27 protein-coding genes are annotated in these 24,068 nt (G+C 67.8%); 13 read left to right on the top strand and 14 right to left on the bottom strand.

All coding sequences use genetic code 11. The features are described from left to right. The first annotated feature begins 1 nt into the window (after window position 1). Window positions 2-1,150, top strand: coding sequence for an acetyl-CoA C-acetyltransferase (locus ACNJ7E_RS07085; RefSeq protein ID WP_280778942.1), 1,149 nt, complete (start codon window positions 2-4; stop codon window positions 1,148-1,150). Between the two features lie 39 nt (window positions 1,151-1,189). Here ACNJ7E_RS07085 and ACNJ7E_RS07080 read toward each other — a convergent pair whose 3' ends face one another. Beyond that, entirely contained in the window at window positions 1,190-2,452 is a 1,263-nt protein-coding gene (locus ACNJ7E_RS07080; RefSeq protein WP_280778941.1) for an ATP-binding protein, read from the bottom strand. Window positions 2,453-2,593: 141 nt separating this feature from the next. On the opposite strand from ACNJ7E_RS07080, the gene hypA reads away from it, so the two are divergent. From hypA to ACNJ7E_RS07025, 11 genes are all read left to right on the top strand, one after another. Continuing rightward, a complete protein-coding gene (gene hypA / locus ACNJ7E_RS07075; protein WP_005244680.1) occupies window positions 2,594-2,923 on the top strand; it encodes a hydrogenase maturation nickel metallochaperone HypA in 330 nt (109 codons plus the stop codon). Between the two features lie 5 nt (window positions 2,924-2,928). After that, window positions 2,929-3,738 (top strand): hydrogenase nickel incorporation protein HypB, encoded by an 810-nt coding sequence (gene hypB, locus ACNJ7E_RS07070; RefSeq protein WP_280778940.1) that lies wholly within the window; start codon window positions 2,929-2,931, stop codon window positions 3,736-3,738. Between the two features lie 160 nt (window positions 3,739-3,898). After that, window positions 3,899-4,954 (top strand): NADH-quinone oxidoreductase subunit B family protein, encoded by a 1,056-nt coding sequence (locus ACNJ7E_RS07065; protein ID WP_005244678.1) that lies wholly within the window; start codon window positions 3,899-3,901, stop codon window positions 4,952-4,954. Window positions 4,955-5,011: 57 nt separating this feature from the next. Continuing rightward, window positions 5,012-6,805 (top strand): nickel-dependent hydrogenase large subunit, encoded by a 1,794-nt coding sequence (locus ACNJ7E_RS07060; protein WP_005258616.1) that lies wholly within the window; start codon window positions 5,012-5,014, stop codon window positions 6,803-6,805. Between the two features lie 10 nt (window positions 6,806-6,815). Continuing rightward, the gene (locus ACNJ7E_RS07055) at window positions 6,816-7,772 is read left to right on the top strand and encodes a NifU family protein (RefSeq protein ID WP_418339455.1); all 957 of its coding nucleotides are present in this window, start codon (window positions 6,816-6,818) and stop codon (window positions 7,770-7,772) included. After that, entirely contained in the window at window positions 7,772-8,416 is a 645-nt protein-coding gene (locus tag ACNJ7E_RS07050) for a DUF5947 family protein (protein WP_280778938.1), read from the top strand. Before ACNJ7E_RS07055 ends, ACNJ7E_RS07050 begins: the two co-directional genes overlap by 1 nt. After that, the gene (locus ACNJ7E_RS07045) at window positions 8,413-9,060 is read left to right on the top strand and encodes a DUF6084 family protein (protein WP_418339454.1); all 648 of its coding nucleotides are present in this window, start codon (window positions 8,413-8,415) and stop codon (window positions 9,058-9,060) included. The genes ACNJ7E_RS07050 and ACNJ7E_RS07045 overlap by 4 nt, the downstream gene beginning before the upstream one ends. After that, a complete protein-coding gene (locus ACNJ7E_RS07040) occupies window positions 9,057-10,484 on the top strand; it encodes a hypothetical protein (protein WP_418339453.1) in 1,428 nt (475 codons plus the stop codon). Before ACNJ7E_RS07045 ends, ACNJ7E_RS07040 begins: the two co-directional genes overlap by 4 nt. Next, on the top strand, window positions 10,481-10,600 hold the full coding sequence (locus ACNJ7E_RS07035; protein WP_397517833.1) for a DUF6893 family small protein: 120 nt from the start codon (window positions 10,481-10,483) through the stop codon (window positions 10,598-10,600). Before ACNJ7E_RS07040 ends, ACNJ7E_RS07035 begins: the two co-directional genes overlap by 4 nt. Before the next feature lie 7 nt (window positions 10,601-10,607). Beyond that, window positions 10,608-11,120 carry a hydrogenase maturation protease gene (locus ACNJ7E_RS07030; protein WP_280778935.1) on the top strand — a complete coding sequence of 171 codons (513 nt, stop codon included), beginning with the start codon at window positions 10,608-10,610 and terminating at the stop codon, window positions 11,118-11,120. Between the two features lie 3 nt (window positions 11,121-11,123). Further along, entirely contained in the window at window positions 11,124-11,378 is a 255-nt protein-coding gene (locus ACNJ7E_RS07025; protein WP_280778934.1) for a HypC/HybG/HupF family hydrogenase formation chaperone, read from the top strand. 9 nt (window positions 11,379-11,387) lie between these two features. On the opposite strand, the gene ACNJ7E_RS07020 is transcribed toward ACNJ7E_RS07025, so the two are convergent. Together ACNJ7E_RS07020 and ACNJ7E_RS07015 are read right to left on the bottom strand one after the other, a co-directional pair. Beyond that, a complete protein-coding gene (locus ACNJ7E_RS07020; RefSeq protein ID WP_283330483.1) occupies window positions 11,388-12,179 on the bottom strand; it encodes a hypothetical protein in 792 nt (263 codons plus the stop codon). A gap of 107 nt (window positions 12,180-12,286) precedes the next feature. Then, window positions 12,287-13,264 (bottom strand): NAD-dependent epimerase/dehydratase family protein, encoded by a 978-nt coding sequence (locus ACNJ7E_RS07015; RefSeq protein ID WP_418339452.1) that lies wholly within the window; start codon window positions 13,262-13,264, stop codon window positions 12,287-12,289. A 35-nt stretch (window positions 13,265-13,299) separates the two neighbouring features. On the opposite strand from ACNJ7E_RS07015, the gene ACNJ7E_RS07010 reads away from it, so the two are divergent. Then, a complete protein-coding gene (locus ACNJ7E_RS07010) occupies window positions 13,300-13,947 on the top strand; it encodes a ScbR family autoregulator-binding transcription factor (protein WP_005244660.1) in 648 nt (215 codons plus the stop codon). Here the strand turns inward: ACNJ7E_RS07010 and ACNJ7E_RS07005 are convergent. From ACNJ7E_RS07005 to ACNJ7E_RS06955, 11 genes are all read right to left on the bottom strand, one after another. Further along, the gene (locus ACNJ7E_RS07005; protein WP_418339451.1) at window positions 13,944-14,891 is read right to left on the bottom strand and encodes a ScbA/BarX family gamma-butyrolactone biosynthesis protein; all 948 of its coding nucleotides are present in this window, start codon (window positions 14,889-14,891) and stop codon (window positions 13,944-13,946) included. The genes ACNJ7E_RS07010 and ACNJ7E_RS07005 overlap by 4 nt on opposite strands. A 96-nt stretch (window positions 14,892-14,987) precedes the next feature. Continuing rightward, the gene (locus tag ACNJ7E_RS07000; RefSeq protein WP_280778929.1) at window positions 14,988-15,560 is read right to left on the bottom strand and encodes a hemerythrin domain-containing protein; all 573 of its coding nucleotides are present in this window, start codon (window positions 15,558-15,560) and stop codon (window positions 14,988-14,990) included. A 27-nt stretch (window positions 15,561-15,587) separates the two neighbouring features. After that, window positions 15,588-16,088 carry a hypothetical protein gene (locus ACNJ7E_RS06995; RefSeq protein WP_418339450.1) on the bottom strand — a complete coding sequence of 167 codons (501 nt, stop codon included), beginning with the start codon at window positions 16,086-16,088 and terminating at the stop codon, window positions 15,588-15,590. Between the two features lie 36 nt (window positions 16,089-16,124). Next, entirely contained in the window at window positions 16,125-16,916 is a 792-nt protein-coding gene (locus tag ACNJ7E_RS06990) for a DUF6390 family protein (protein ID WP_418339474.1), read from the bottom strand. A gap of 24 nt (window positions 16,917-16,940) precedes the next feature. After that, a complete protein-coding gene (gene hypD, locus ACNJ7E_RS06985; protein WP_005258643.1) occupies window positions 16,941-18,068 on the bottom strand; it encodes a hydrogenase formation protein HypD in 1,128 nt (375 codons plus the stop codon). A gap of 25 nt (window positions 18,069-18,093) precedes the next feature. Then, window positions 18,094-18,366, bottom strand: coding sequence for a HypC/HybG/HupF family hydrogenase formation chaperone (locus tag ACNJ7E_RS06980; protein ID WP_005244643.1), 273 nt, complete (start codon window positions 18,364-18,366; stop codon window positions 18,094-18,096). A gap of 26 nt (window positions 18,367-18,392) precedes the next feature. Continuing rightward, window positions 18,393-19,493, bottom strand: a complete 1,101-nt coding sequence (gene hypE, locus ACNJ7E_RS06975) for a hydrogenase expression/formation protein HypE (RefSeq protein ID WP_105416728.1) — start codon at window positions 19,491-19,493, stop codon at window positions 18,393-18,395. Further along, window positions 19,490-20,182: a D-sedoheptulose-7-phosphate isomerase gene (locus ACNJ7E_RS06970; RefSeq protein ID WP_005258645.1), complete on the bottom strand. Its 693-nt coding sequence runs from the start codon at window positions 20,180-20,182 to the stop codon at window positions 19,490-19,492. The genes hypE and ACNJ7E_RS06970 overlap by 4 nt, the downstream gene beginning before the upstream one ends. Continuing rightward, the gene (locus ACNJ7E_RS06965) at window positions 20,179-20,928 is read right to left on the bottom strand and encodes a HypC/HybG/HupF family hydrogenase formation chaperone (protein ID WP_016884043.1); all 750 of its coding nucleotides are present in this window, start codon (window positions 20,926-20,928) and stop codon (window positions 20,179-20,181) included. The genes ACNJ7E_RS06970 and ACNJ7E_RS06965 overlap by 4 nt, the downstream gene beginning before the upstream one ends. Window positions 20,929-20,972: 44 nt before the next feature. Further along, the gene (hypF, locus tag ACNJ7E_RS06960; RefSeq protein ID WP_418339449.1) at window positions 20,973-23,279 is read right to left on the bottom strand and encodes a carbamoyltransferase HypF; all 2,307 of its coding nucleotides are present in this window, start codon (window positions 23,277-23,279) and stop codon (window positions 20,973-20,975) included. A gap of 146 nt (window positions 23,280-23,425) precedes the next feature. Next, the gene (locus tag ACNJ7E_RS06955) at window positions 23,426-24,001 is read right to left on the bottom strand and encodes an ATP-dependent Clp protease proteolytic subunit (protein WP_280779176.1); all 576 of its coding nucleotides are present in this window, start codon (window positions 23,999-24,001) and stop codon (window positions 23,426-23,428) included. Between the last annotated feature and the right edge of the window lie 67 nt (window positions 24,002-24,068).

Below are 24,068 nucleotides of genomic sequence, written 5' to 3'. Positions count from 1 at the left end.
CATGACCGAGGCCTACATCGTCGACGCCGTCCGCACACCGATCGGCAAGAAGAACGGCGGCCTGTCCGGCGTGCATCCCGCCGACCTGGGCGCGCACGTCATCAAGGCCCTCGTCGAGCGCACGGGCATCGACCCGGCCGGTGTCGATGACGTCGTCTTCGGTTGCGTCGACGCGATCGGCGGGCAGGCGGGCAACATCGCCCGCACCGCGTGGCTGGCTGCCGGCTACCCGGAAGAGGTCCCGGGCGTCACGGTGGACCGGCAGTGCGGGTCGAGTCAGCAGGCCGTGCACTTCGGTGCGCAGGCGATCCTGAGCGGCACCGCCGACCTGATCGTCGCAGGCGGTGTGCAGAACATGAGCCAGATCCCGATCGCCTCGGCGATGATGGTCGGTCAGCAGTACGGATTCGACACCCCGTTCGGCGGATCGACGGGCTGGACGGAACGCTACGGCGACCAGGAAGTGTCGCAGTTCAACGGCGCCGAACTGATCGCGGACAAGTGGGACATCAGCCGCGAGGAACTCGAGCGCTGGGCGTTGCAGAGCCACGAGCGGGCGCGGACGGCCATCGCCGAAGGTCGCTTCGACCGCGAGATCGTCCCGTTCGGTGACGTGACGACGGACGAGGGTCCCCGCGAGACCAGCCTCGAGAAGATGGCGGCGCTGAAGACCCTCACCGACGGGGGACGTCTCACGGCCGCAGTCGCGAGCCAGATCTCCGACGGTGCGAGTGCGGTGCTGCTGGCCTCACCGGAAGCGGTCGAGAGGTACGGCCTGACTCCCCGTGCCCGCATCCACCATCTCAGCGCCCGGGGCGCCGACCCGATCTTCATGCTCAGCGCCCCGATCCCGGCCACGCGTTACGCGCTGGAAAAGACGGGCCTGAGCATCGACGACATCGACCTGATCGAGATCAACGAGGCCTTCGCGCCGGTCGTCCTCGCATGGATCAAGGAGATCGGTGCCGACCCGGCGAAGGTCAACGTCAACGGCGGCGCGATCGCCCTCGGCCACCCACTCGGCGCGACCGGCACGAAGCTGATGGCCACCCTCCTCAACGAACTCGAGCGCACCGGAGGCCGCTACGGTCTGCAGACCATCTGCGAAGGCGGCGGCACTGCCAACGCCACCATCATCGAACGCCTGTGAGTACTTGCTAACCGCGGGCGGTTAACAAGAACTCACAGGTCAGGTGCGGGCGTGACCGGCGATGTCCTCCGTGAACGCCTGCATCATCTCGGCGGTGAGGGTGGGACGCACCGTGCCGATCACGTCCAGGTAGTCCTGGGTGCCGGCATGGCAGCGTCCACCCGAGTCGACGCTGCACTCGAACGTCGCCTGCGCAACGGTCCGTGCCGCGTGCGCGACGTCGGCGGGCGTGTAGCCCTCGGTCGCGGCGACGAGGGCGGACACGTCGACCTGCTCGTTGCCGAGGTAGCGCTCCCACAGGGCGTGCCGGGCCTCCGCGTCGGGCGCGCCGATCGGCAGCACGTAGTCGAAACGTCCGTGACGTAGGAACGCATCATCCAGTGCGCGAACGGAATTGGTGGCGCACACCAGCAACCGTCCGCCGCGTTCACGGAAGTGGACGATCGACTTCAGCAGTTCGTTCACCACCCCTACGGACTGCGATCCGGGCCGGCGCCGCGCCGCCACCTCCTCCACCTCGTCGATGAAGACGACGACGTGCTCGAGTTCGCCCATCGACGTGAACGCCTCCCCGAGACCGGCGGCGAGACCATTCTCGCCGGCCGCGAGCCGCGACGGGAACAGCTCGACGAACGGCCAGCCGAGCCGGCTGGCGATGGCACGCGCGAACGTCGTCTTCCCGGTTCCCGGTGGTCCGAACAGGACCACGGCGCGCGGCGGTGCCACGCCGTGGTCGGCGGCCAGCGCCGGCCGCGACAGTGGGAGCACGATCCTGCGTTCGATCAGCGATTTCTCCCGCGTCATGCCGGCGACCTGTTTCCACAGTCCGGCGGGCGGTACCGCGCCGCCGAGCGTCGCCAGGACCCCGGCCGTGCGGGGCGACACCGTCCCGAGTTTCTCGTAGTACGTGACTCCGCTGCGGGCGGTGAATCCGGAATTGCTCAGCGCGGTGGCACCGGTCTCCCCTTCGGGGAGGAGGGCGGCCACCCGTCGCACTCCTCTGGCGAGGAGCCGGTGCTCGAGCTGCGACAACAGGGCGCTGCCGAGCCCTTGCCCACGCCATTCGGGATCGAGGGAGATCCGCATGACCCAGGCGCGGTCCTCGTCGACGCGAGCGACCGCCGTCCCGATGATGTGCCCGTCCCTCGTCGCGACGACCGCGGGGTGACGGTTCAACAGACTCCCCACCACGTCCGAGAGCGCGAACAGGGGCAGTTGGTCCGTGGTGGTGGAACTGCTGTCCATGCGCACGACAGCCTCGAGATCCTCCGGTTCGAAGTCTCGGATGGTCCAGGCGTCCATGCGCCCTCCCTGAAGTGGATGGCGGATCCTCAGACTACGTCTGCCGTGAGTACTTATTAACCGCCCGCGGTTAATAAGTACTCACGGGCCGCGAAGCGCTACGCTCGAATCCACAGGTGACGAGTCCTGAACGGGGCCGTGATGCACGAGTTGGCAATCACCCAGAGCGTCGTCGACGCCGTCTGCGAGACCGCCGCGGGACGGACGGTCCACAGTGTGCGCGTACAGGTGGGGGCGTTGACGGCCGTGGTCGCCGATTCGATGCAGTTCTGTTTCGAACTGGTCACCGAAGGGACCGTCGCGCACGGTGCCCGTCTCGACATCGACCACACCCCGGGCGGTGCGCACTGCCGTGAGTGCGGCGAGGATTTCGCGCTCACGGACCTGGTGTTGCTGTGCCCGTGCGGAAGTGCGGACGTGGAGGTCACGTCGGGTCGGGAACTACGAATCCTCTCTATGGAAGTGAGCTGACGCAAATGTGTGCCACCTGTGGATGCGGAGACGAGACCGGAACCAGGATCACGGTGCCCCACGAGCACCCGCACGACCACGAGCACGACCACCCGCACGCCCACCCGCACGACCACGACCACCCGCATGACCACGAGCACCCGCATACTCACGAACACCCCCACGAGCAGGCGACCGAGACGGTGACCCTCGAGCAGAAGGTGCTGGCGAAGAACGACCTCACTGCGGAGCGCAACCGGGGCTGGCTGGCCGGACGCGGGGTGCTCGCGCTGAACGTGATGAGCTCGCCGGGATCGGGGAAGACGACGCTGCTCGAACGCACCATCGCCGACATCGGTGGGCAGCGACGCGTCTCGGTGGTGGAGGGCGACCAGGAGACGATGCTCGATGCCAACCGCATCAAGGCGACGGGATGTGCTGTGGTGCAGGTGAACACGGGAGCCGGGTGCCACCTCGACGCCGAGATGATGCGGGACGCGCTGACCGCCCTCGACCCCGAGCCGAACTCGCTGCTGTTCATCGAGAACGTGGGGAACCTGGTCTGTCCGGCACTGTTCGATCTCGGTGAGAAGAGCCGGGTGGTGGTGATCTCGGTGACCGAGGGGACGGACAAGCCGCTCAAGTATCCGCACATGTTCGCGGCAGCGAACCTGGTGATCGTGAACAAGGCGGACCTGTTGCCGTACGTGGACTTCGACGTCGATCTCTGCACGAAATACGCCCGGTCGGTGAACCCCGACCTGCAGGTGATCACGTTGTCGGCGACGACGGGTCAGGGCATTGCGCAGTGGTACGACTGGATTGCGAAGCAATGACGCCCCTACACGACGGGGTCGAACTGCCCGGTGCGACGCGCCGAGGACCGTTGACATCCGCTCGACGGCGGAGCTAAATAAATATCAGCGCCACACAGGTGGGCCGACGGTCGACTCCGGTGGCGACAGGAGTTGTGTTCACTCCGGAAAGCGACCTGATATGCCGACACAGGAAGCAATCAACGCCGAGGACACCCTGATTCACGTGCTGTGGATCAATGCGGGACTCAGTTGCGACGGCGATTCGGTGGCCTTGACGGCTGCGACGCAGCCCAGTGTCGAGGAGATTGCTCTGGGAGCCCTGCCGGGCCTGCCCAAAGTGGCCGTTCACTGGCCGCTGATCGACTTCGAGAACGGCCCCGAGGGCGGCGCCGACGACTTCCTGGAGTGGTTCTGGAAGGCGGATCGCGGCGAACTCGAACCGTTCGTCCTGGTGGTGGAGGGTTCCATCCCGAACGAGCAACTTCACGACGAGGGCTACTGGTGCGGTTTCGGCAACAATCCCGAGACCGGTCAGCCGGTGACGACGAGTGAATGGCTCGATCGTCTCGCTCCGAAGGCGACGGCGATCGTCGCGGCCGGGACGTGCGCCACATACGGCGGTATCCACGCGATGGCGGGGAATCCGACCGGTGCGATGGGCGTTCCCGACTATCTCGGCTGGGATTGGAAGTCGAAGGCGGGCATCCCGATCGTCTGCGTTCCCGGCTGCCCGATCCAACCGGACAACCTGTCGGAGACGCTGACGTATCTCCTCTACATGGCCACCGAGCAGGCGCCCATGATTCCGCTCGACGACGCTCTGCGTCCGCAGTGGCTGTTCGGGGCCACGGTGCACGAGGGCTGCGACCGCGCCGGCTACTACGAGCAGGGTGATTTCGCCACCGAGTACGGCTCACCCAAGTGCATCGTGAAGCTGGGGTGCTGGGGTCCGGTCGTCAAGTGCAACGTCCCGAAGCGGGGCTGGATCAACGGTGTCGGTGGGTGCCCGAATGTGGGCGGTATCTGCATCGGGTGCACGATGCCGGGATTCCCGGACAAGTTCATGCCGTTCATGGACGAACCGCCGGGCGGCAAGATCTCCACTGCGGCGTCCGGACTGTACGGATCCGCCATTCGGAGTCTCCGCAAGATCACCAAGACCACCTTGGACAAAGAGCCGCACTGGCGCAGTCGCGGTACGAAACTGACCACGGGCGCCACACGCACCTGGTAGTCCCGCTCGGGGTCTCGGGCGGTAGTCCGACGGCCTCGAACACTGAGAGGTACGTCGATGACAACGATCATTCCGGAACCTTCGCACAAGTCGGAATCCGACGGCCTGGTCGAGATGGCGTGGGATCCGATCACGCGCATCGTGGGCAGCCTGGGCATCTACACGAAGATCGATTTCAAGCAGAAGGAAGTCGTGGAGTGCCACAGCACCTCGTCGATCTTCCGCGGCTATTCGATCTTCATGAAGGGTAAGGATCCCCGCGACGCCCACTTCATCACCAGCCGCATCTGCGGCATCTGTGGTGACAACCATGCGACGTGTTCGTGCTACACCCAGAACATGGCCTACGGCGTGCAGCCCCCGCACATCGGCGAGTGGATCGTCAACCTCGGCGAGGCCGCGGAATACATGTTCGACCACAACATCTTCCAGGAGAACCTCGTCGGTGTGGACTTCTGCGAGAAGATGGTCTCCGAGACCAATCCGGGGGTGCTCGCGCAGGCCGAGAAGACGGAGGCGCCGCACGCCGGCGAGCACGGCTACAAGACCATCGCCGACATCATGCGTTCGCTCAACCCGTTCACCGGCGAGTTCTATCGGGAGGCGTTGCAGGTCAGCCGGTGGACGCGAGAGATGTTCTGCCTCATGGAAGGTCGGCACGTCCATCCGTCCACCCTGTATCCGGGTGGCGTGGGCACGGTCGCGACGATCCAGTTGATGACCGATTACACGACGCGTCTGATGCGCTACGTGGAGTTCATGAAGAAGGTCGTCCCCATGCACGACGACCTGTTCGACTTCTTCTACGAGGCGATGCCCGGCTACGAGAAGGTCGGCCTGCGCCGGACGCTCCTCGGCTGCTGGGGGTCCTTCCAGGATCCCGCGGTGTGCAACTTCTCCTACAAGGACATGGAGAAGTGGGGACGGGCCATGTTCGTCACGCCCGGCATCGTGGTGGACGGCAAACTGATCACGACGTCCCTCGTCGACATCAATCTGGGTATCCGAATCCTGCTGGGCAGTTCGTATTACGACGACTGGACCGACCAGGAGATGTTCGTGAAGAACGATCCGCTCGGGAACCCGGTCGACCGCAGGCATCCGTGGAACCAGCACACCAACCCGCACCCGCAGAAACGCGACATGGAAGACAAGTACAGCTGGGTGATGTCGCCGCGGTGGTTCGACGGCACCGATCACCTCGCGTTGGACACCGGCGGCGGGCCGCTGGCCCGACTCTGGAGTACCGCCCTCGCGGGCCTCGTCGACATCGGGTACGTGCAGTCGACCGGTCACAGCGTGAAGATCAACCTGCCGAAGACCGCGCTGAAGGGCCCGGTCGAGTTCGAATGGAAGATCCCGCAGTACGGCAGCAACACGATCGAGCGTGACCGGGCGCGGACCTATTTCCAGGCGTACGCGGCGGCGTGTGCGCTGCACTTCGCGGAGAAGGCGCTCGCCGAGATCCGGGCCGGGCACACGAAGACGTGGGAGAAGTTCGAGGTCCCCGACGAGGGCATCGGCTGCGGCTTCACGGAGGCGGTGCGCGGAGTCCTGTCGCACCACATGGTCATTCGCGACGGCAAGATCGCGAACTACCACCCGTATCCGCCGACCCCGTGGAACGCCAATCCCCGCGACAGCTTCGGGACGCCGGGGCCGTACGAGGACGCGGTGCAGGGTCAGCCGATCTTCGAGGAGAACGATCGGGAGCACTTCAAGGGCATCGACATCATGCGGACCGTCCGCAGTTTCGATCCCTGCCTGCCCTGTGGTGTGCACATGTATCTCGGCGAGGGAAAGACGCTGGAGAAGCTGCATTCGCCCACCCAGTCCGTGACCGGCGAGTGACGAGGTACGCATGGAGAGTGGCGGATCGGAGACGTGGGGGAGTGACGAAGTAGGAGACGACCCCGATCGGTGGCGGACAGCCGGCGAGAGGATCGACAGCCTGTTGGACGCGAGTTCGACAGGTGGCTCGGTGGCACGTGAGCGCGCCGAGCAACTGGTCCGCGAGGTGGTCGAACTCTACGGCGCCGGGCTGCAGCGTGTCCTCGAGATCATCGGTGAACGCGACGACGACCTTGTCGAACGACTCGCCGCCGACGAACTCGTGGCCAGTCTGCTGCTGGTGAACGGACTCCATCCGCACGACGTCGAGACGAGGGTCGCGACAGCACTCGACAGTGTGCGCCCCTATCTGGGCTCCCACGGCGGCGACGTCGAACTGCTCGGCGTGGTGGAGGGTGTGGTGCGGCTTCGGCTGACCGGCAGTTGTCAGAGCTGTCCGTCCTCGGCGGTGACGTTGGAACTCGCCGTCAAGGACGCCGTGCTGGCCGCCGCACCGGAGACCGTGGACATCGAGGTGGTGGGTGCCACCCCCGCGGCCGGGTCCGGGCTGATTGCCGCGGAATCACTGTTCTCCCATGTTCATCCGGACGGGTCCGACGGATCGAGTGGCACCGGGACGTGGGTGTCGGTGCCCGAACTCGAGGACCTCGCGCCCGGTGAGGTGGCCGGATTCTCCGTGGCCGGGCTCCCGATTCTGGTGTGCCGGATCGGGGAGCAGTTGTTCGCCTACCGCGACCGCTGCGCCGCCTGCACCAACTCGCTGGCCGGGGCCACGATGCAACGGAAGGCGGGTGGGCAGGTGGGTGACGCGGTGCTGCGCTGTCCGTCGTGCCGGGCACACTTCGACCCGCGCCGGGCGGGCCTCCGCCTGGACGGCGACGCCGATGCCGAAACGCTGTCGCCGCTGCCGGTCCTCGTGCGTGACGGGGTCGTGTCCGTCGCGGTGCCCGCCGCGGAGGTGGCGTGATGAGCCCGTCGGGGAACGGGCTGCGCATCCTGCAGCGCATCGCGTCCGAGCGGCCCGCACCGGTGGTCGGGGAACGGTGCGACATGTGCGCCGTGCCGATCGCGGACGCGCATCAGCACGTCGTGAACGTTCAGGATCGGCAACTGATGTGCGTGTGCCGTGGGTGCTACCTGCTGTTCACCGACGAGAGCGCCGAACTGCGCTTCCGGGCCGTCCCGGAACGCTACCTGTCGTTTCCCGACTTCGAACTCGCACCGGGCCGCTGGGACGAACTGGAGATCCCCGTCGGGCTCGCCTTCGTGTTCCGGAACTCGCTGCTGGCCAAGACCGTCGCCTTCTATCCCGGTCCGGCAGGCGCCACCGAATCGGAGTTGCCCCTCGACGCCTGGGACGGCGTCCTCGCCGCCAACCCGGCCCTCGGCCGGCTGTCCGCCGACACGGAAGCGTTGCTGCTGCGGGTCCCCGAGCACGGTGGCGGCGACCCCGAGTGCTACCTCGTCCCCATCGACGCCTGCTACCAGCTGGTGGGCGAATTGCGGCAGGTGTGGCGGGGATTCGACGGCGGCCAGGACGCCCGCCGGGTCATCGACACGTTCTTCGAGACGGTGCGTGCACGCAGTCGCGTCGCGAAGGAGCCGACGTGACCGAATTGTCGTTCCACGTGGAGGACGTGTTCCCGGAACCGTTCGCGGTTGCGCCGAATCTCACTGCGCGAGTAGAGGTGACGGAGTCCAGCGGTGCCGCCGTGCACGCGATGGCCGTCCGGTGCCAGGTCCGCATCGACCCGCAACGCCGCCGCTACACGGACGGTGAGGCGGAGGGCCTCCTCGATCTGTTCGGGCCCCGTGAGCGGTGGACGGCCACGCTCAAACCCTTCCAATGGATGCAGACCAGCACCGTGGCCCAGGGGTTCACCGGGTCGAGTGTGGTGGAGTTGCCGCTGCCGTGCACGTACGACTTCGAGGTCACGGCATCGAAGTATCTGCACGCCCTGGACGAGGCCGGGTCGACGGTGCCGCTGGTGTTCCTGTTCAGCGGGACGGTCTTCACCCGCGGCGTCGCCGGTTTCGGGGTGGAACGGATCCCGTGGGACCGCGAGTCGACCTACGACCTGCCGGTCGGCGTGTGGCGCGAACTGGTTCAGGCGCACTACCCGAACACGGGGTGGGTGCGCCTCGACCACGACACGCTCGCCGCGCTGGCGCGCTACAAGGCGGCGCAAGGTCTGATCGGACTGGACGTCGCCATTTCGGACCTGCTGCAGGGAGCCGGGGAGGTGATCGCATGATCTCCCCGGCGTCCCTGCAGCGAGTACGTGCCGTGGCCGACGCGGTCCTGTACGAGGGCTACCTGCTGTATCCGTATCGTGCGAGTTCGTCGAAGAATCAGTCGCGGTGGCAGTTCGGCGTCCTCGGACCGTCGGGTGCGGCGAAGTCGGGGGTCGGCGAGGAACCGCGCATGTCCTGTCAGACCCTGATGCGGGCAGGCACCGGAGCAGGGGTGAACGTCACCCTCCGATTCCTGCAGCTTCAGGTGCGCAGCATCGAACGCGCGGTGGCGGACTCGGCGGAGTTCGTTCCCGTCGACGAACTGACCGTCGCGGGCGCGAGCTGGCTCAGCTGGGACGAGGCGGTGGAGCGCGAATTCGATCTCGGCACCCTGCACCCCGCGGAGTGGCCGGGCGAACGCAACCTCGACGTCCACATCGACGGCGGCACGGACGTGGAGGAGCTGCGGGGCGAGGACGGATCCCTCGCCGGCCGCGTGGTGCGCACCCGGTGGCCCGCACACGCGGTCGTGACGGTGGGCAGCGACGACGTCGACGGGCTGAACCGGGTGCGGGTGTCGGTCGAGAACGTGACCACCGCGCAAGACGCCGCCGGCTGGGACAAGGACTGGGCGATCCGGCAGTCGCTGATCGGCGCCCATCTGATCCTGGCGGCCGAGAACACCGAGTTCGTCTCACTCCTCGAACCTCCCGCGGAGGCGGAGCAACTCGCGGGCACGTGCGCGCACGAACGGTGCTACCCGGTGCTGGCCGGGCTGCCGGGGGAGACGGACCTCGTCCTGGTGTCGCCGATCATCCTGTACGACCACCCCGAGGTGGCCGAGCAGAGCGACGGGGCACTGTTCGACGCCACCGAGATCGACGAGATCCTCACACTGCGCGTCATGACCCTCACCGAGGAGGAGAAGCGGCAGGCCCGCGCCACCGACCCGCTGGCCGCCCAGATCATCGACCGGTGCGACCAGATGTCGCCGGCGACGCTCGCCCAGATGCACGGCATCCTCCGAGATCCGCACCTCCCGGACCCGCATCTCCCGGACCCGCATCTCCCGGACCCGGACCTCCCCGACATGGGTCTCGTCCCGGAACTGACCGACGACACGCCGTGGTGGGATCCGGACGCCGACACAGCCGTTCGCCCCGACGTCGACGGCGTGATCGTGAACGGCGTCCGGGTGGCGAAGGGCACTGTCGTGCGGATCCACCCGTCGCGGCGCGCCGACGCCCAGGACCTGTTCTTCGCGGGACAGCTGGCTCGCGTGGTGACCGTGCACGCCGACGTCGACGGTGGCACCCACGTCGGCGTCGTGCTGGAGGACGACCCTGCGTCGGAGTTGCACGAGTGGTACGGACGGTATCTGTACTTCGCCCCGGACGAGGTGGAGCCGGTCTCGGCAGACACCGGAAAGGATGGACAGCCATGAAGATTCTCGGAGAGATGACCACCGCGGCTCTGGCGTTGGTTGCGGTCGCGGGTGTCGCGATCGCCGTCATCGCGATACCCGACATCAGGCGATATCTGCGTATCCGGAAAATGTGAGACGCGCGTGACGGTGGGCAGGCGGGTTCTGGTTGCCGGTGTGGGCAACATCTTCTTCGGCGACGACGGTTTCGGACCCGAGGTGCTGCGCGGGGTCGCGACGAGGTCGCTGCCGCCGGGCGTCCGCGCCGTCGACTTCGGCATTCGTGGAACGCATCTGGCCTACGAGTTGCTCGACGGGTGGGGCGCTCTGCTGCTGGTGGACGCGGTGCCCGGCCGCGGTGAGCCCGGTGCGCTGAGGGCGTTCGAGGTGGGACCCGATTCCGTCCCGGTTGCGCCGCTCGACGCGCACAGCATGGATCCGGGGGCGGTGTTCGGGAGTCTGCGCGCGCTCGGTGGCACCCTGCCGCGGACCGTGGTCCTCGGCTGCCAGGTGGCGAACACCGGCGAGGGAATCGGGCTCTCACCGCGGGTCGAGGCCGCCGTAGGACCGGCCGTCGGCATGGTGTTCGAGATCGTGGATCAACTGCTGGAGTCCGACTCCGCGGCAACGCTGCAACCGGACGGGACGGAGGGCTGAATCATGTGTCTCGGTATTCCCGGTCAGGTGGTGCGCATGTTGGACGGCTACGGCAATCAACTCGCGCTCGTCGACGTCGTCGGCGAACAGCGCAAGGTGAACGTCGGCATGCTGCCCGAGGACGTCAGCCTGGAACCGGGCGACTGGATCGTCATCCACATGGGTTTCGCCATGGAGAAGGTGGACGAGGCGGGCGCCGAGAAGGCGATGGCCGGGCTGGAGATGATGGGGCGGTCGCGGACGGCCGACGACGACTGACGGCCCAGATCACCGCATCCCGGCCTCACGGACGTCCGGTGGTCCGGCGACGAAGTCGCGTGCCCGGTTCCAGCGGGCGTGGTAGCGCTCGCCGAATCGTGACCGGGCACGGGCCATCCGGCGCGGTTTGTTCGGGTAGCGGCGCATCGCCCACCAGGAGTCGGGTTTGGCGAGGCGGATGGCGCCGATGATCGCCACCGGCTGGAACACGATCCCCACGATCCCGGTGACGAATTTGCCCTTGAGCATGCAGATCACCGAGATGGCGAGGGAGATGGCCAGATAGCCGATCGACGACCACCACTCCGGGGTGCCGATCCGGCCGGTCACGAGTTCGGCGCCGCCGATCATCAGACCGGTGATCATGAGCGCGCAGAAGATTGCGTCCACCGACTTCCGGCCGGACGTGCTCCAGTACACGTCGTCGAGGTGCACCCACAGCGCGAACTCGTCGAAGGTGAGCGCGAGGCCGACTCCGAAGAGGGCGGCGAACACGTTGAGTGCGGTGCCCTCCGGGGTGGTGGCGATCAGTGCCAGCCCGGCCAGCGTCATGAACAGGATCCCGAAAACCTGGTGGTGCAGGTGCACGCCGCCGACGGTGATGTCGTTGATCAGCCCGCCCCCCGACTCCGCGCCGTCGTCCGTGGGCGCCGCTCCCGACCGCGACCGGATACGGCGGGTGATGGTCCGGGTGACGACGAACGTGACCAGGACCGCGAAGAACAACCACATCATGGGAAACAGGACCACTACCCGGCTGTCGCCTTCGGTGTCCACGACGATCTCGGCGAGAAGGGCCATCTCGACACTCCGTCAGGTCGGGGAAATCATCCTCTATCCGGGTATACACCCCGCTCGCGGACGGCGGACGAAGACTGGATGTTCGTCCCTGGACTCGTCGACGGACGTCACGCCGGGAAGTGGTCCAGGGGACCGTGGCCGACGGTCGCGCCCGTGGCGGTCCACAGGCGGGTGGGGTCGTACCAGTGGTCGCGGCCGATGAGGTCGAGATGTCGTTCGGTGAGACCGTGCCGGCCGCCGGCGGTCACCGCGTCGTCGAAGGTGAGACTCGTGGCAGGCAACCTGAGGCGGCCCGAGTCCGCGAGTGCCTGCCCGAGTTCGCGGACGGTCACCGGGTCGGGGTGGCAGGCGTGGAACACGTCGCCGGTGCGTGCGGGGTACTGCGCGGCGAGGGCGGCGAGGAGTCGGGCGAGGTCGTTCACCGCGATGATCGAGATCCGGGATCGGCCCTCGTCGACCCAGGCCCCCAACGCCTCGACGATCTGGATGAAGCCGGGGACGAACCAGCGGTCGCCGGGGCCGTGGACGAAGCCGGGCCGGACGACGCAACCTCCCCGTTCGAGGACGCGGTGTTCGGCGGTCAGCCTGCTCGCGCTCAGCGCCGAGACGGGTGCGGGCGTGGCCTCGAACTCGCCGATTCCGCTGTGCGGCCCGGACCCGTACACGCCGATGGTGCTGACGTAGATCACCCGCCTGATGCCGTTCCGGGCCGCGGCGGCAAGCAGATTCTCGGTGCCCGTGACGTTGACGGTGACGCAGTGCGCCGGGTCGTTCCCGGTATAGGAGGCGGCATGGATCACGACATCGGCGCCGGTGAGCGCTGTTTCGAGGCTCGCCCGATCGGTCAGATCCGCCCGGGCCGACACGACGCCCGGAATATCGGTGTGTGGAGGTGTGCGCGCCACCGCGGTGCACTGGATTCCGGCCGACGCCAGTGCCGTCACGGTGGCCGATCCGACGAAGCCCGCGGCTCCCACCACCGCGACACGGACCGGCGTGGAGGGTGTTCGACCGTCGTCGGTCGCGGTCGACGCTGGTACCGTCTCTCCGGGCAATGGGCGCGTAGTCCGTGCTTTCATCGTCATCGTTCTTCTCTCGTGCGGCAGGGAAAGGTGTGAACGTGGTTCAGCAGGCGCGTGCTGCGGCGACCCGACAGCAGATCGTCCGCGGGGCGGCGGAGATGTTCGAGAAGTCGGGGTTCGAAGGAGCCAGACTCGGCAACATCGTCGAGAACGCCGGAATCACGAAGGGGGCCTTGTACTTCCATTTCCGCTCCAAAGAGGATCTGGCGCGATTCATCATCGGCGAGCAACACCGGATCTCCATCGCGTCGGTCGAGGCGATCGGCCGCGAGCAGGTGTCGGCGATCGAGCAGATCGTGATGCTCTGTCACGAGATGGCCCGGCAGATCGTGAACGACCCGATCGTGCGGGCCGGTATCCGGATCACCCTCGAACTCAGTGCCGACGACCAGGGCCCCGCCGACCCCTATCTCGACTGGATCAACAGTTGCGAGATGCTCGCCACGCGGGCCGTCGAGCAGGGAGATCTCCTCCCGGACATCGACCCGCCGAGGCTGGCGCGGTTCGTCATCGGCGCCTTCACCGGCGTCCAGACCGTGTCCCAGGTGTTGACGCAGCGCACGGACCTCGAACAACGTGTCGACGACATGTGGGGTTTCCTGCTCCCCGGGATCATGCCCGCGACCCGGCATCAGGACATCGCCCGGATCCGCCGGGCCCGCTGGACACCCGACGACGCCGACTAGCGCGCGCATGCGCTCACCGCGGTAGGCGCCAGCGCCGCGGTGCCTCGCACGACCGCCACTCCGCCCTGTACCAACGATCCGCGGATCGACAGCGCGCCGTCGTCCACCACGTCCAGCCGGATCGTGGCCCGCTCGTCGAGTTCGGCGAAACGGTGGAACGTGGCGCCCAGCGAAACGAGGTGTGCTTCCGGCACGTCGAGCCGGGCGCAGGCGGCCTGCCGGAATACCTCGAGCATCAGCATCCCGGGAATGTGATCACACGGATGGTCGAACAGCACGGGGTGCGCGTCGTCGATCCGCAACTCCCACTCGTTCTCGGAACACCGGGGACCCAGGACGACGTGCGCGTCGTCGACGTGACCGACCAGCCCCGCCGGGGCGGGTGCGGTACACCACGGCGCCCCGATCGACCGCGGTCCGTGCTCACCCCACCGGGCCCGCGAGTACGCGGCCGGCGGAAACACTGCTGCATGACCCGTCGCGGTGCCCACGTCCTGTCCGCCGAGCCGGAACCGCAGGTCCACCCGGAAGGCGGACAGCGCCCCACCGCGGTACACGTGCTCGGACACAGCGACCTCGACGATCACGTCGGCGGCCGCGGCGCCCACCTCGAGCGCGCCGGGCACCGCCTGCACCCGGAGGTGCTGCATGACGAACCGGTTCGGCAGCGGAACGGAGAAGCGGGTATGTCCCAGGTAGATCGCGGTCTGCCGGAGCGTTTCCGCCAGCAGCATCGTGTCGTAGCGCCCACCCCGGGCGCGGTAGAAGCCGTGCAGGCGGGGCCACTGCGCGGCGAGCACGAACCGATCCGGTCCCGGTAGCGACACACAGTCGGTGAGGAAGACCTCGGCCACGGACTGGCGATGGACGTACCTGCGCGGCACGGTCCGCTCGAACGACATCGGAGGAAGCGCATCGGGCACCGGACGGGAAACTCGCGCCACAACCCCATCTCCCCACAGAACCGGTCGGCCCGATGCCGCGGACCCGCCGAACTATAGAACACAGACCGCGCGGTCTGTGATGTGGGGAGTGCGTCGTTACCGGCCCTTCAAGCTTCCGATCCGAAGCGACCCCGCGCTGCTGTCCTCGTCGAGTTCCTCCTCGACCTCCCGGACGTACTCCTGCGGATCTTTGTCCGAGGTGTCCACATCTTTCGTGGAACGGTGAACGAGGAAGTATTCGGCGAAGCGTCGCCCGAGCGACTCGCGAAGTTCTGCCGGGGCGGTCCGGAAATCTGCCAGCCCCTCGCGTTCCTCCTCGGCCATGTGCTCATCGTTGGCCCGGCGCGTTCGGCCGACAGCCGCCCACCACTCCTCGGAGAGGACCGGATACCCCGCCGCCGCACGGACGCCGTCACGGATGTCGTTGTGGTCCCCGATCGCGTCGAGGGTTTCTTCCTCGGCGTCCTCCTCGCCGATGCGGAGAAGCTGGGGATAGAAGATTTCCTCTTCGGCTGCAGCGTGCAGATCCAAGCGTTTCGCCAACGGGGTCCACACCGCCTCGACGGCAGTGATGTCCACCCGGCGTCGAGCCTTCAGTTCGTCCAGTGCGGCGAACTGTCGTCGGAACCACTCGTGGTCGTCGAAAATCAACTCGATGATGTCAGGCATGATGCGATCCATCGTCGCACATCGGACTTACCGCTTGTCCTTCTTCGCTTGCCGCCGTGCGCCTGCGGCGATGGTGGATGCTTCGAACTTCTTGCGGCCGGAGGATTTCCGGGTGGTGTCGACGCGTGCCTTGCCGGACGAGCCGACCTTGCCGTTGCTGTCGCCGAGTTCGCTGAAGGACGGGGCGTCGCTCCGCGCGCGGGCGAGTCGCGCGTCCTTCAGGTCGCGTGCGCTTGCGCGGGCAGCCGTCGCCAATTGGCCGCTCACCCTGCTCAGTGCTGCCTCGAAGACTTCCACCTTGTCGGCATTGCGCCTGTTGGCCGCCTTACCGGCTCCGCGCGCGCCCTTGTCCGCGACCTTCGCTGCGCCTTCCTGGCGATAGAGCTTGACGTGCTTGTTGCGGGCACGGCGAATGCGGGTGTGCAGTGTGATCAGCTTGTCCTCGTCCAAGTCGGCCATCTGAGCCTTCTTGGTCTCGCGGATCAGCACGAACTCGTCTTCGGACAGGGAGTTCAGGATCTTCTTCATGTCTGCTCCGATCCGGCCGCAGGCCGTGAGTTGTAGTCATGGTAGCTGGGAAACGTTCTCGCCGGTCCGTTTCCGTGGGGCCGGGGTCGCTTGCCGAATCAGACGCTGATTGGTTTGTGCAAGTTGCCATTCCGTCTGCTCGCGTAACCGGTCCACCCGATCCGGGTCGAGACGGTCACACACGAAATCCCAGTGCACCGCCACCCGGTCGCCCACGGTGAGGTCGTTCACGAAAGCGCCCTCGGGCACGCGGTAGTCGGCCGGGTCGTCCTGCTCGGTCCCGAGCGACAGCCGGGTGCCGTCCCACGACAGGCGGCGCGACCGGACGACGGCACGATCGTGATCGAGACCGACCACCTCACCCCAGCGGATGCGGCACGAGTCGAGAACCTGTAGCGGCTGAGGCATCCCGGTGTCCAGTAGTCGCGACCACGGGTACACGCCGAACACGTGAAAGTTGTGGGTGGGGGCCGCCTCCCCGAGCAGGTCCTCGGTGAGGTGCTTCCAGTAGTGGCCGGCCTGCGACGCGAGGCGGGCGAGCAGTGCCGCGCCGAACTCCGCGCGATCGATGCGGCCCGAGAGTTCGTCCGAGGTCCAGTAGGCTCGAACAACCCTCTCGTCCAAGGGGTCCGGGATTCCGGCGAGCTTGGCGATCACCTCCTGGTACGGCCAGGCACCGCTGAACTGCTTCGCCAGCGCCACCACGTCGGTGTCCGGCGCCCCACCGCACGCGACCGCCTGTAGTCGCTCAGAGCCAGGAGGGCCGCAGTAGCCCAGGGCATTCGGGGCGTGCGCGTATTGCGCGAACACACGGTGCCCGGACGGCATCGTGTGTTCGCGCGGCATCACCGGTCAGCCTCGCTGACCCAGCAATTGCGCCGTCTCGCGGTGGAGCCGGCCGAAGTTGTAGTACGCGGCGCACGCGCCCTCGGGGGACACCATGCACGTGCCGATCGGCGTCTCCGGAGTGCACGCCGTCCCGAACACCTTGCATTCCCACGGTTTGATGACGCCCTTGAGGACCTCACCGCACTGGCACGCCTTCGGATCCGCCACCCGCACACCCGGCATCGAGAACTTCTCCTCGGCGTCGAACTCGGCGTAGTTGCGGTGGACCTTGAGCGCGCTCTGCGAAATGAAACCGAGCCCACGCCATTCGAAGTGCGGCCGCAGTTCGAACGTCTCGGCCATCAGTTTCAGTGCCTGCACGTTGCCCTCCGCGCGCACCACCCTCTTGTACTGGTTCTCGATCTCGCAGCGGCCCTCCCGGATCTGCTGGAGCAGCATGTGCACCGACGCGAGGATGTCGAGTGGCTCGAAGCCCGCGACCACCATCGGTTTGCCGTACACCTCGGACACGAACCGGTACGGCCGCAGTCCCACCACGGTGGACACGTGGCCCGGGCCGAGGAAGCCCGACAACCGCAGGTCGGGGGACTCGAGGATGGCCTTGATCGGCGGCACGATCGTGACGTGATTGCAGAACACACTGAAGTTCTTCACGCCCAGCGCCCGCGCGCGCACCAACGTCACCGCGGTGGACGGCGCCGTCGTCTCGAACCCGACGGCGAAGAACACCACCTGGTGGTCGGGATTGTCGAGCGCCACCTTCAGCGCGTCCAGCGGCGAGTATACGAAGCGGACGTCCGCGCCGCGGGCCTTGGCCTCGATGAGATTGCCCTTGGATCCGGGCACCCGCATCATGTCGCCGAACGTGGTGAAGATGACGCCGGGCTGTTCGGCCAGCCACATGGCGTCGTCGACACGGCCCATGGGGATGACGCAGACCGGACATCCCGGTCCGTGCACCAGTTCGACCGATTCCGGCAGGAGATGCTCGATGCCGTGACGGTAGATGGTGTGGGTGTGCCCGCCGCACACCTCCATGAACTTGAACTCGTCGCCACGGGCCAGTTCGGTGATGGATTTGACCAGGGCGCGAGCTGCCGCCGGGTCCCGGAATTCGTCGACGAACTTCATCCCTGTTACCTCGTTCTTGCTGTAGTCACGCGATTTCGGACGAGTTGAACGCGTCGATCTCGTTCACGTAGTCGGCGCCCATCTTCTGCACCTGATCCAGCGTCAGCTGCGCCTCGATCTCGTCGATCTTCGCCATCGCGAAACCGACGTGCACGAGCACCCAGTCACCGACGACGAGACCTTCTTCGGCGAGCAGTCGCACACTGATCGTTCTCTGGACGCCGTTCACGTCCACTTTGGCCAGATGCTGTTCGGCGTCGACGATGTCGACCACCTGACCGGGTATCCCCAGACACATCGTGGTTCTCCTTCTCGGGCTGTTCTTCAGCAGATTCGGGGGAGCGGGTCACCGACGAGCATGTCGACGATCCGGCTGCCGCCGAACGAGGTTCGCAGTGCGACGATGCCGGGCGGTTCGGCCAGGATCTCGCCGACCACGGTGGCATCGGCTCCCCGCGGGTGGGCTCGCATCGCCGCGACGGCCGCATCCGCCTCGTCCGCCGCGACGACGGCGACGAACTTCCCCTCGTTCGCGACGTACAGCGGGTCGATGCCGAGCATGTCGCAGGCGCCCAGCACCTGCGGCTCGATGGGCAGGGACTGCTCGTCCACGATCACGGCGAGCTGGCAGGCGTGAGCGAGTTCGTTGCACACGGTGCCGACGCCGCCGCGGGTGGCGTCCCGCATCCACCGCGTCGACGGGGCCGCCTTCAGAAGCGTCTCCACCAGCGCGTTCACCGGGGCGGTGTCGGAGGCGATGTCGGCCTCGATGGCGAGGTCACCGCGGGCGAGCATGACCGCCATGCCGTGGGCGCCGATGGTTCCCGACAACAGAACCTTGTCGCCGGCGCGCACGAGATCGGCCGACAGCCGCCTGCCCTCCGGGATGACACCGACACCGGCGGTGGAGATGTAGACGCCGTCGGCGGCGCCCTTGCCGACGACCTTGGTGTCGCCGGTGACGATCTGCACGCCGGACAGGACGGCCGCCTCGCTCATGTCGGCGACGATCTCCCGTAGTTCGGCGATCGGGAAACCCTCCTCGATGACGAACGCCGCGGACAACCACTGCGGGCGCGCACCGGACACGGCGAGATCGTTGACGGTCCCGTGCACCGCGAGATGCCCGATGGAACCGCCGGGAAAACGCAGTGGCTGAACCACGTACGAGTCGGTGGAGAACGCGAGCCGCTCACCCGAGGGCATGGTGAGCGCGGCCGCGTCACCGAGTTGCTCGAGTTCCTCGTTGCGGAACGCCTCGACGAACACCGCGTCGACGAGGGCCGCCGACGACTTCCCGCCCGCACCGTGAGCGAGGGTCACCACCTCGTCCAGCAGCCGCGGCCGGCGTTGCCGGAACTTGTCGATCCGCTCGAGGACCCGGTCTTCGCGTTCCGCCGAGGTGGCCGGTTCGGTGGTGCTCATGAAGCCTCCACGGAGTTGGGAGCAGGCCGCGTCATGTGTTCCTGGGCCACCGACCACAGCCGGTACCCGAGCATCGCGTGGCTCTCCTGGATCCGGTGGATGCTCTGCGAGTGGACGGTGTAGCAGAAGTCGAGTTCGCCGGCGGACGCCATCGCCGCCATCCGGCCGCCCTCGTGCCCGGCGAACCCGATGGTCAGCAGCCCCCGCTGTTTCGCCTCGGTGAGCGCGGTCATCAGGTCGTCGGAATTGCCCGACGTCGACAGTGCGATCGCGACGTCGCGGTCCCGGGCGTGCGCGATGATCTGCCGCTTGAAGATCAGATCGAAGCCGACGTCGTTGCCGAGCGCCGTCACCACCGCCTGATCGGCGGCGAGCGACCACGCCGCCACCGGGCGTCCGCGGGCGGGACGGCTGAACAGCGATGCCAGGGTGGCGGCGTCTGTGGAGCTGCCACCGTTGCCGAACGTGTAGAGCCGGCCGCCGCGACGGAACCTGTCGGCCATGTCGATGCCGGCAGCGATCAGGCCGTCGCCGTACTCGTCGAGGGACTCCTTCTGCAGGCGAGCGCTCTCGGCGGCCTTCCCCCGCGCGGAGGCGGCGAGGTCGTCGAGGAGGCTCTGGGCGTCGGTTTCCTCCGAGTCGATGAACGGGTAGAGGAAGCTGGTGCTCTCCGAGTCGTGTGTCGTCATCGGTTCGCCTCCTGACCGGCGTCGTCGAGTCGCGTGATCGCGGCACCCGCGTGCACCAGGACGAGGTCGTTGGGCTGGACATCGCCGAGGACGCTGACGTCCACCCACTCCTCGCCCGCGGCGGTGCGGACCAGGGCGGGTCCGAGCGGTTCGGCCGGCTCGATCACCACCTCACCGAGACGCCCCTCATCGCTGCACGTGACGCAGACCGTCTCGTCGCACTCCTCGGCGTCGGGCTTCAGCAGTCCCGAGTGCTCGAAGCAGACGTGGGTGAGTTCCCACAGCAGGTGGTACATGAGGACGAACCGCCCGGTGGCCGGCACCATCGGATCCTCCGAATCGACCCAGAGGATGTGGTTCGCCGCACCGGCCGGAGGTCGGGGGCCTGCCCCGATCCACAGCGTCATCGCGCCCCACGCCGGTGCGCGGCGCATCGCGTCGACGACGGCGGGTTCGTTCGCCGACGCCACGGCCAGCAGGATGTCGCCGGGCCTGCTCGCCACCCGGGCCTGCGCCACCGGATCGGGTTCGACGAGTGCCACCGACGGCAGCGCCCGTTTGCCCATGATCACGGGATGCACGAATTCGACGGCGACGTGATGGGCGTGCGGTTCCCACTGGGGTGAGATCACCCAGAGCGTCGCGCCGTCATGGAATCTGCGGGCGAGTGACAATGCTGCGGCGGCGAGATCCGCAGACAGATCCGTGTCGACAAGGTGCCCGCCCGCCTCTGCGGTGGTGGTCATTCACTAGCTCCCGTCCCGGACCGGCCGGTCGGGGGCTGCCGACGTCACGGTCCGCGCATGGTTGCCGCGGCACCGATCACCGCCTGGCCGAGGGAGAGTCCTCCGTCGTTGGGAGGCACCCGGTGGTGGGTGAGGACTCGATAACCGCTGCTCTCCCAGTGTGCTCTCACCAGTGCGAGGAATAAACGGTTTTGAAAGACTCCTCCGGTGAGTCCGATCGTCGACGCGCCGGTCGCGGTGACGGCCCGGTCGACGAGGCCGGCGGTGGCGGCGGCGAGGGCATGGTGGAAGCCTAGTGCGAGCGCAGCGGGCGGGGTCCCGTCGCGGAGTCCGGCGACCAGTCCGGACACCAGAAGAGGCAGCCTGAGCTGGTCGTTCTCCACGTCCATGGCCAGGGGAGCCGGGTGGAGGGCGGTCCGGGCGAGGGCCTCGAGTTCGATGGCCGCCTGCGCCTCGTAGGTGACCCGGTGCCGGACCCCGAGCAGCGACGCGACGCCGTCGAACAGGCGGCCCGCGCTGGTCGTCCTGACACAACCGAGACCCGACTGCAGTTGCGACTCCACGGCCGCGCGTTCCGAAGTGGGGATCGCCTCCACGCACGGGAACCCGTCGACGTCGGTGATCCCGCACTCGTGCAGCAGAGCCAGCGCCACCCGCACCGGATTCCGTACGGCGGCGTCACCGCCCGGCAACGAGAAGGGCTGGATGTGCCCCACCCGCCTCGTGTCGAGGATGTTCGGGCCGACGAGGAGGAGTTCGCCGCCCCACACGGTGGTGTCGCAGCCGTACCCGGTCCCGTCGAACGCGACACCGAGCACCGTCGTCCCGACCAGTCCGTGTTCGGCCATCAGCGACGCGACGTGCGCGTGGTGGTGCTGCACGGTGAGCAGGGGGACGCCGGTCCTGTCGCTGTAGCGCCGGGCCCAGTGGTGCGTCGAGTAGCCGGGGTGCCGGTCGGCGACCACCGCCTCCGGGGTGATGCCGTGCAGATGCGTCAACTGCCGCACCGACGTCTCGAAGGCGCGCTGACTCTCCAGGCTGCCCATGTCGCCGAGGTGCGCCGAGCAGAACGCGTAGTCCTGCCGGGTCAGGCAGAAGGTGTTCTTGATCTCCGCGCCCACCGCGAGGATCTCCGGGCCGTGCGCGGGGAGCACGACGGGCAGCGGTGCGAATCCGCGCGAGCGGCGGATCGGCAGCACCGCCCCGGCCTCCACCGCGAGTACGGAATCCTCGCAGGGCACCGCGATGCGGCGGTCGTGCATCAGGAACACGTCGGCGATGTCCGCCAATCGAGTGCGGGCGTCGTCGTTGTCGAAACAGAGGGGCTCGCCGCTCAGATTGCCGGACGTCATGACCAGCACCCGCGGAGGGTCGACGTCGCTGCCGGGGGTCCGGGTGAACAGGAGATGGTGCAGCGGGGTGTAGGGGAGCATCACGCCGAGGTCGTCGATCCCGGGCGCGATGCCGTCGGCAACCGACGCTGTGTTCTTCTTGTGCAGCAACAGGATCGGCCGGGCCGCGTGTCGCAGCAGGGCGCTCTCGGGCTCGGAGATCTCGCACAGCTCGGCGGCGGCGGACAGGTCCGCGGTCATTACCGCGAACGGCTTGTCCGGGCGGTGCTTGCGCGCCCGCAGAGTCTCGACGGCCGTGGGGTCGGCGGCATCGCAGACGAGGTGGAATCCGCCGAGGCCCTTGACCGCCACGATCCGGCCGTCCCGCAACGCCCCCTGCACCGCGGTGAGGACGGCGTCGTCCCCGTCGATCCGGTGCCCGTCGACCTCGGCGAACAGGTGCGGACCGCAGTCGGGGCAGCACACCGGCTGGGCGTGGAACCGTCGATCCGCGGGGTCGCGGTACTCGGCGAGGCACTTTGCGCACAGCGGGAACTCGGCCATCGTGGTGTTGGGCCGGTCGTAGGGGAGGTCGGTGATCACCGTGAACCGCGGCCCGCAGTTGGTGCAGTTGACGAACGGGTGGCGATACCGCCGATCGTGCGGATCGGCCAGTTCGCGAAGACAATCCGCGCACGTCGCCACGTCCGGCGACACCAGCGTCCGCGCGCCGGGGACGTGCCGGCTGTCGATGATCCGGAACGACTCGTCGCCGCGCACCGGAACGGGCTGAGTGGTCGCGTCGACGATCACGGCCATCGGCGGCGCGTCCGTGCGGAGCCGGCGCACGAACTCGGACACCGACGCCGACTTGCCCTCTATCTCGATGAACACGCTGACGTCGTCGTTGCCGCAGTGGCCGTGCAGTCCCAGGTCGTCGGCCAGTCGCGCGACGAACGGGCGGAAGCCGACCCCCTGCACGACCCCGTGGACCGTGATGCGCGATCGTTCGACCGTCATCCTCGGATGATTCCCCCGTCGAGGTGCGGGGCGCAAGAGTCTGCCCGTGCACGTCCGGCGGCACAGACGCACCCTTTCTCGGTTCACGCACTCGAAATTGCGCCTGAATTCGTGCGCGGGAGCCGAAAAGGAGTGCGGCTGCCGGATTACTCGCCGTCGGCGGAGCGTGCGCCGGTGACGGCGTCGATCAGCCCGTAGTCGCGCGCCTCGTCGGCGGTGAGGATCCGGTGGTCCCGCATGTCGCCGATCACCGTGTCGACGGGACGCCCGCAGGAGTCGGCGATCCGCTGCTGCAGCCTCCGGAGCTGCTGCTCGTGGTGTTCGGCGGCGATGGCGACGTCCGACGCCGGACCGGTGCAGGACGTCTGCGGTTCCCGGAGATGGAACGTGGCGTGCGACGCCGACGTCCGGCGGTCGGCGGGCGCGAGGAGGGCGATCGCCATTCCCCGGACGTCGCCGCGGCAGTGGACGTGCAGCGGGACGCCCATCAGATCGAGGGTGTCGAGGAGGACCGCGGCCGCGTCGATGTCGGCGTCGACGCCGTGCAGCCACAGCTGGACCTCCCCGTCGTCCGAGGCGTCGAGCAGTGCCAGCGACGCCGCCGCGCGGTTGGTGGCCTCGGCGTCGAGCCTGCCGGTCAGCGACACGATCCGTTTGTCGAACAGGCGCTCGGCCAGCCAGTCGGGACCGGGAGCGGGAGCGGGCACGGACGTGACGGGCATCGGGGCGGGCGGCTGCCGGGGGTCCGGCTGCCAGGGGGTGTGAAACGGCGGGACCGGTGGTGGGGTG

Origin of the sequence: Rhodococcus mengyinensis (assembly GCF_048381435.1) — a bacterium.
GTDB classification, from domain to species: domain Bacteria; phylum Actinomycetota; class Actinomycetes; order Mycobacteriales; family Mycobacteriaceae; genus Rhodococcus_F; species Rhodococcus_F opacus_D.
This window is presented reverse-complemented; position numbering and strand designations above follow the sequence as displayed.

What these genes read in the sequence shown, in the direction of transcription:
- ACNJ7E_RS07085 (WP_280778942.1), top strand. Translation starts at nt 2, where the DNA reads ATGACCGAGGCCTACATCGTCGACGCCGTCCGCACACCGATCGGCAAG.
- ACNJ7E_RS07080 (WP_280778941.1), bottom strand. Translation starts at nt 2,452, where the DNA reads ATGGACGCCTGGACCATCCGAGACTTCGAACCGGAGGATCTCGAGGCT.
- hypA (WP_005244680.1), top strand. Translation starts at nt 2,594, where the DNA reads ATGCACGAGTTGGCAATCACCCAGAGCGTCGTCGACGCCGTCTGCGAG.
- hypB (WP_280778940.1), top strand. Translation starts at nt 2,929, where the DNA reads ATGTGTGCCACCTGTGGATGCGGAGACGAGACCGGAACCAGGATCACG.
- ACNJ7E_RS07065 (WP_005244678.1), top strand. Translation starts at nt 3,899, where the DNA reads ATGCCGACACAGGAAGCAATCAACGCCGAGGACACCCTGATTCACGTG.
- ACNJ7E_RS07060 (WP_005258616.1), top strand. Translation starts at nt 5,012, where the DNA reads ATGACAACGATCATTCCGGAACCTTCGCACAAGTCGGAATCCGACGGC.
- ACNJ7E_RS07055 (WP_418339455.1), top strand. Translation starts at nt 6,816, where the DNA reads ATGGAGAGTGGCGGATCGGAGACGTGGGGGAGTGACGAAGTAGGAGAC.
- ACNJ7E_RS07050 (WP_280778938.1), top strand. Translation starts at nt 7,772, where the DNA reads ATGAGCCCGTCGGGGAACGGGCTGCGCATCCTGCAGCGCATCGCGTCC.
- ACNJ7E_RS07040 (WP_418339453.1), top strand. Translation starts at nt 9,057, where the DNA reads ATGATCTCCCCGGCGTCCCTGCAGCGAGTACGTGCCGTGGCCGACGCG.
- ACNJ7E_RS07035 (WP_397517833.1), top strand. Translation starts at nt 10,481, where the DNA reads ATGAAGATTCTCGGAGAGATGACCACCGCGGCTCTGGCGTTGGTTGCG.
- ACNJ7E_RS07025 (WP_280778934.1), top strand. Translation starts at nt 11,124, where the DNA reads ATGTGTCTCGGTATTCCCGGTCAGGTGGTGCGCATGTTGGACGGCTAC.
- ACNJ7E_RS07020 (WP_283330483.1), bottom strand. Translation starts at nt 12,179, where the DNA reads ATGGCCCTTCTCGCCGAGATCGTCGTGGACACCGAAGGCGACAGCCGG.
- ACNJ7E_RS07015 (WP_418339452.1), bottom strand. Translation starts at nt 13,264, where the DNA reads ATGACGATGAAAGCACGGACTACGCGCCCATTGCCCGGAGAGACGGTA.
- ACNJ7E_RS07000 (WP_280778929.1), bottom strand. Translation starts at nt 15,560, where the DNA reads ATGCCTGACATCATCGAGTTGATTTTCGACGACCACGAGTGGTTCCGA.
- ACNJ7E_RS06995 (WP_418339450.1), bottom strand. Translation starts at nt 16,088, where the DNA reads ATGAAGAAGATCCTGAACTCCCTGTCCGAAGACGAGTTCGTGCTGATC.
- ACNJ7E_RS06990 (WP_418339474.1), bottom strand. Translation starts at nt 16,916, where the DNA reads ATGCCGTCCGGGCACCGTGTGTTCGCGCAATACGCGCACGCCCCGAAT.
- hypD (WP_005258643.1), bottom strand. Translation starts at nt 18,068, where the DNA reads ATGAAGTTCGTCGACGAATTCCGGGACCCGGCGGCAGCTCGCGCCCTG.
- ACNJ7E_RS06980 (WP_005244643.1), bottom strand. Translation starts at nt 18,366, where the DNA reads ATGTGTCTGGGGATACCCGGTCAGGTGGTCGACATCGTCGACGCCGAA.
- hypE (WP_105416728.1), bottom strand. Translation starts at nt 19,493, where the DNA reads ATGAGCACCACCGAACCGGCCACCTCGGCGGAACGCGAAGACCGGGTC.
- ACNJ7E_RS06970 (WP_005258645.1), bottom strand. Translation starts at nt 20,182, where the DNA reads ATGACGACACACGACTCGGAGAGCACCAGCTTCCTCTACCCGTTCATC.
- ACNJ7E_RS06965 (WP_016884043.1), bottom strand. Translation starts at nt 20,928, where the DNA reads ATGACCACCACCGCAGAGGCGGGCGGGCACCTTGTCGACACGGATCTG.
- hypF (WP_418339449.1), bottom strand. Translation starts at nt 23,279, where the DNA reads ATGACGGTCGAACGATCGCGCATCACGGTCCACGGGGTCGTGCAGGGG.
- ACNJ7E_RS06955 (WP_280779176.1), bottom strand. Translation starts at nt 24,001, where the DNA reads ATGCCCGTCACGTCCGTGCCCGCTCCCGCTCCCGGTCCCGACTGGCTG.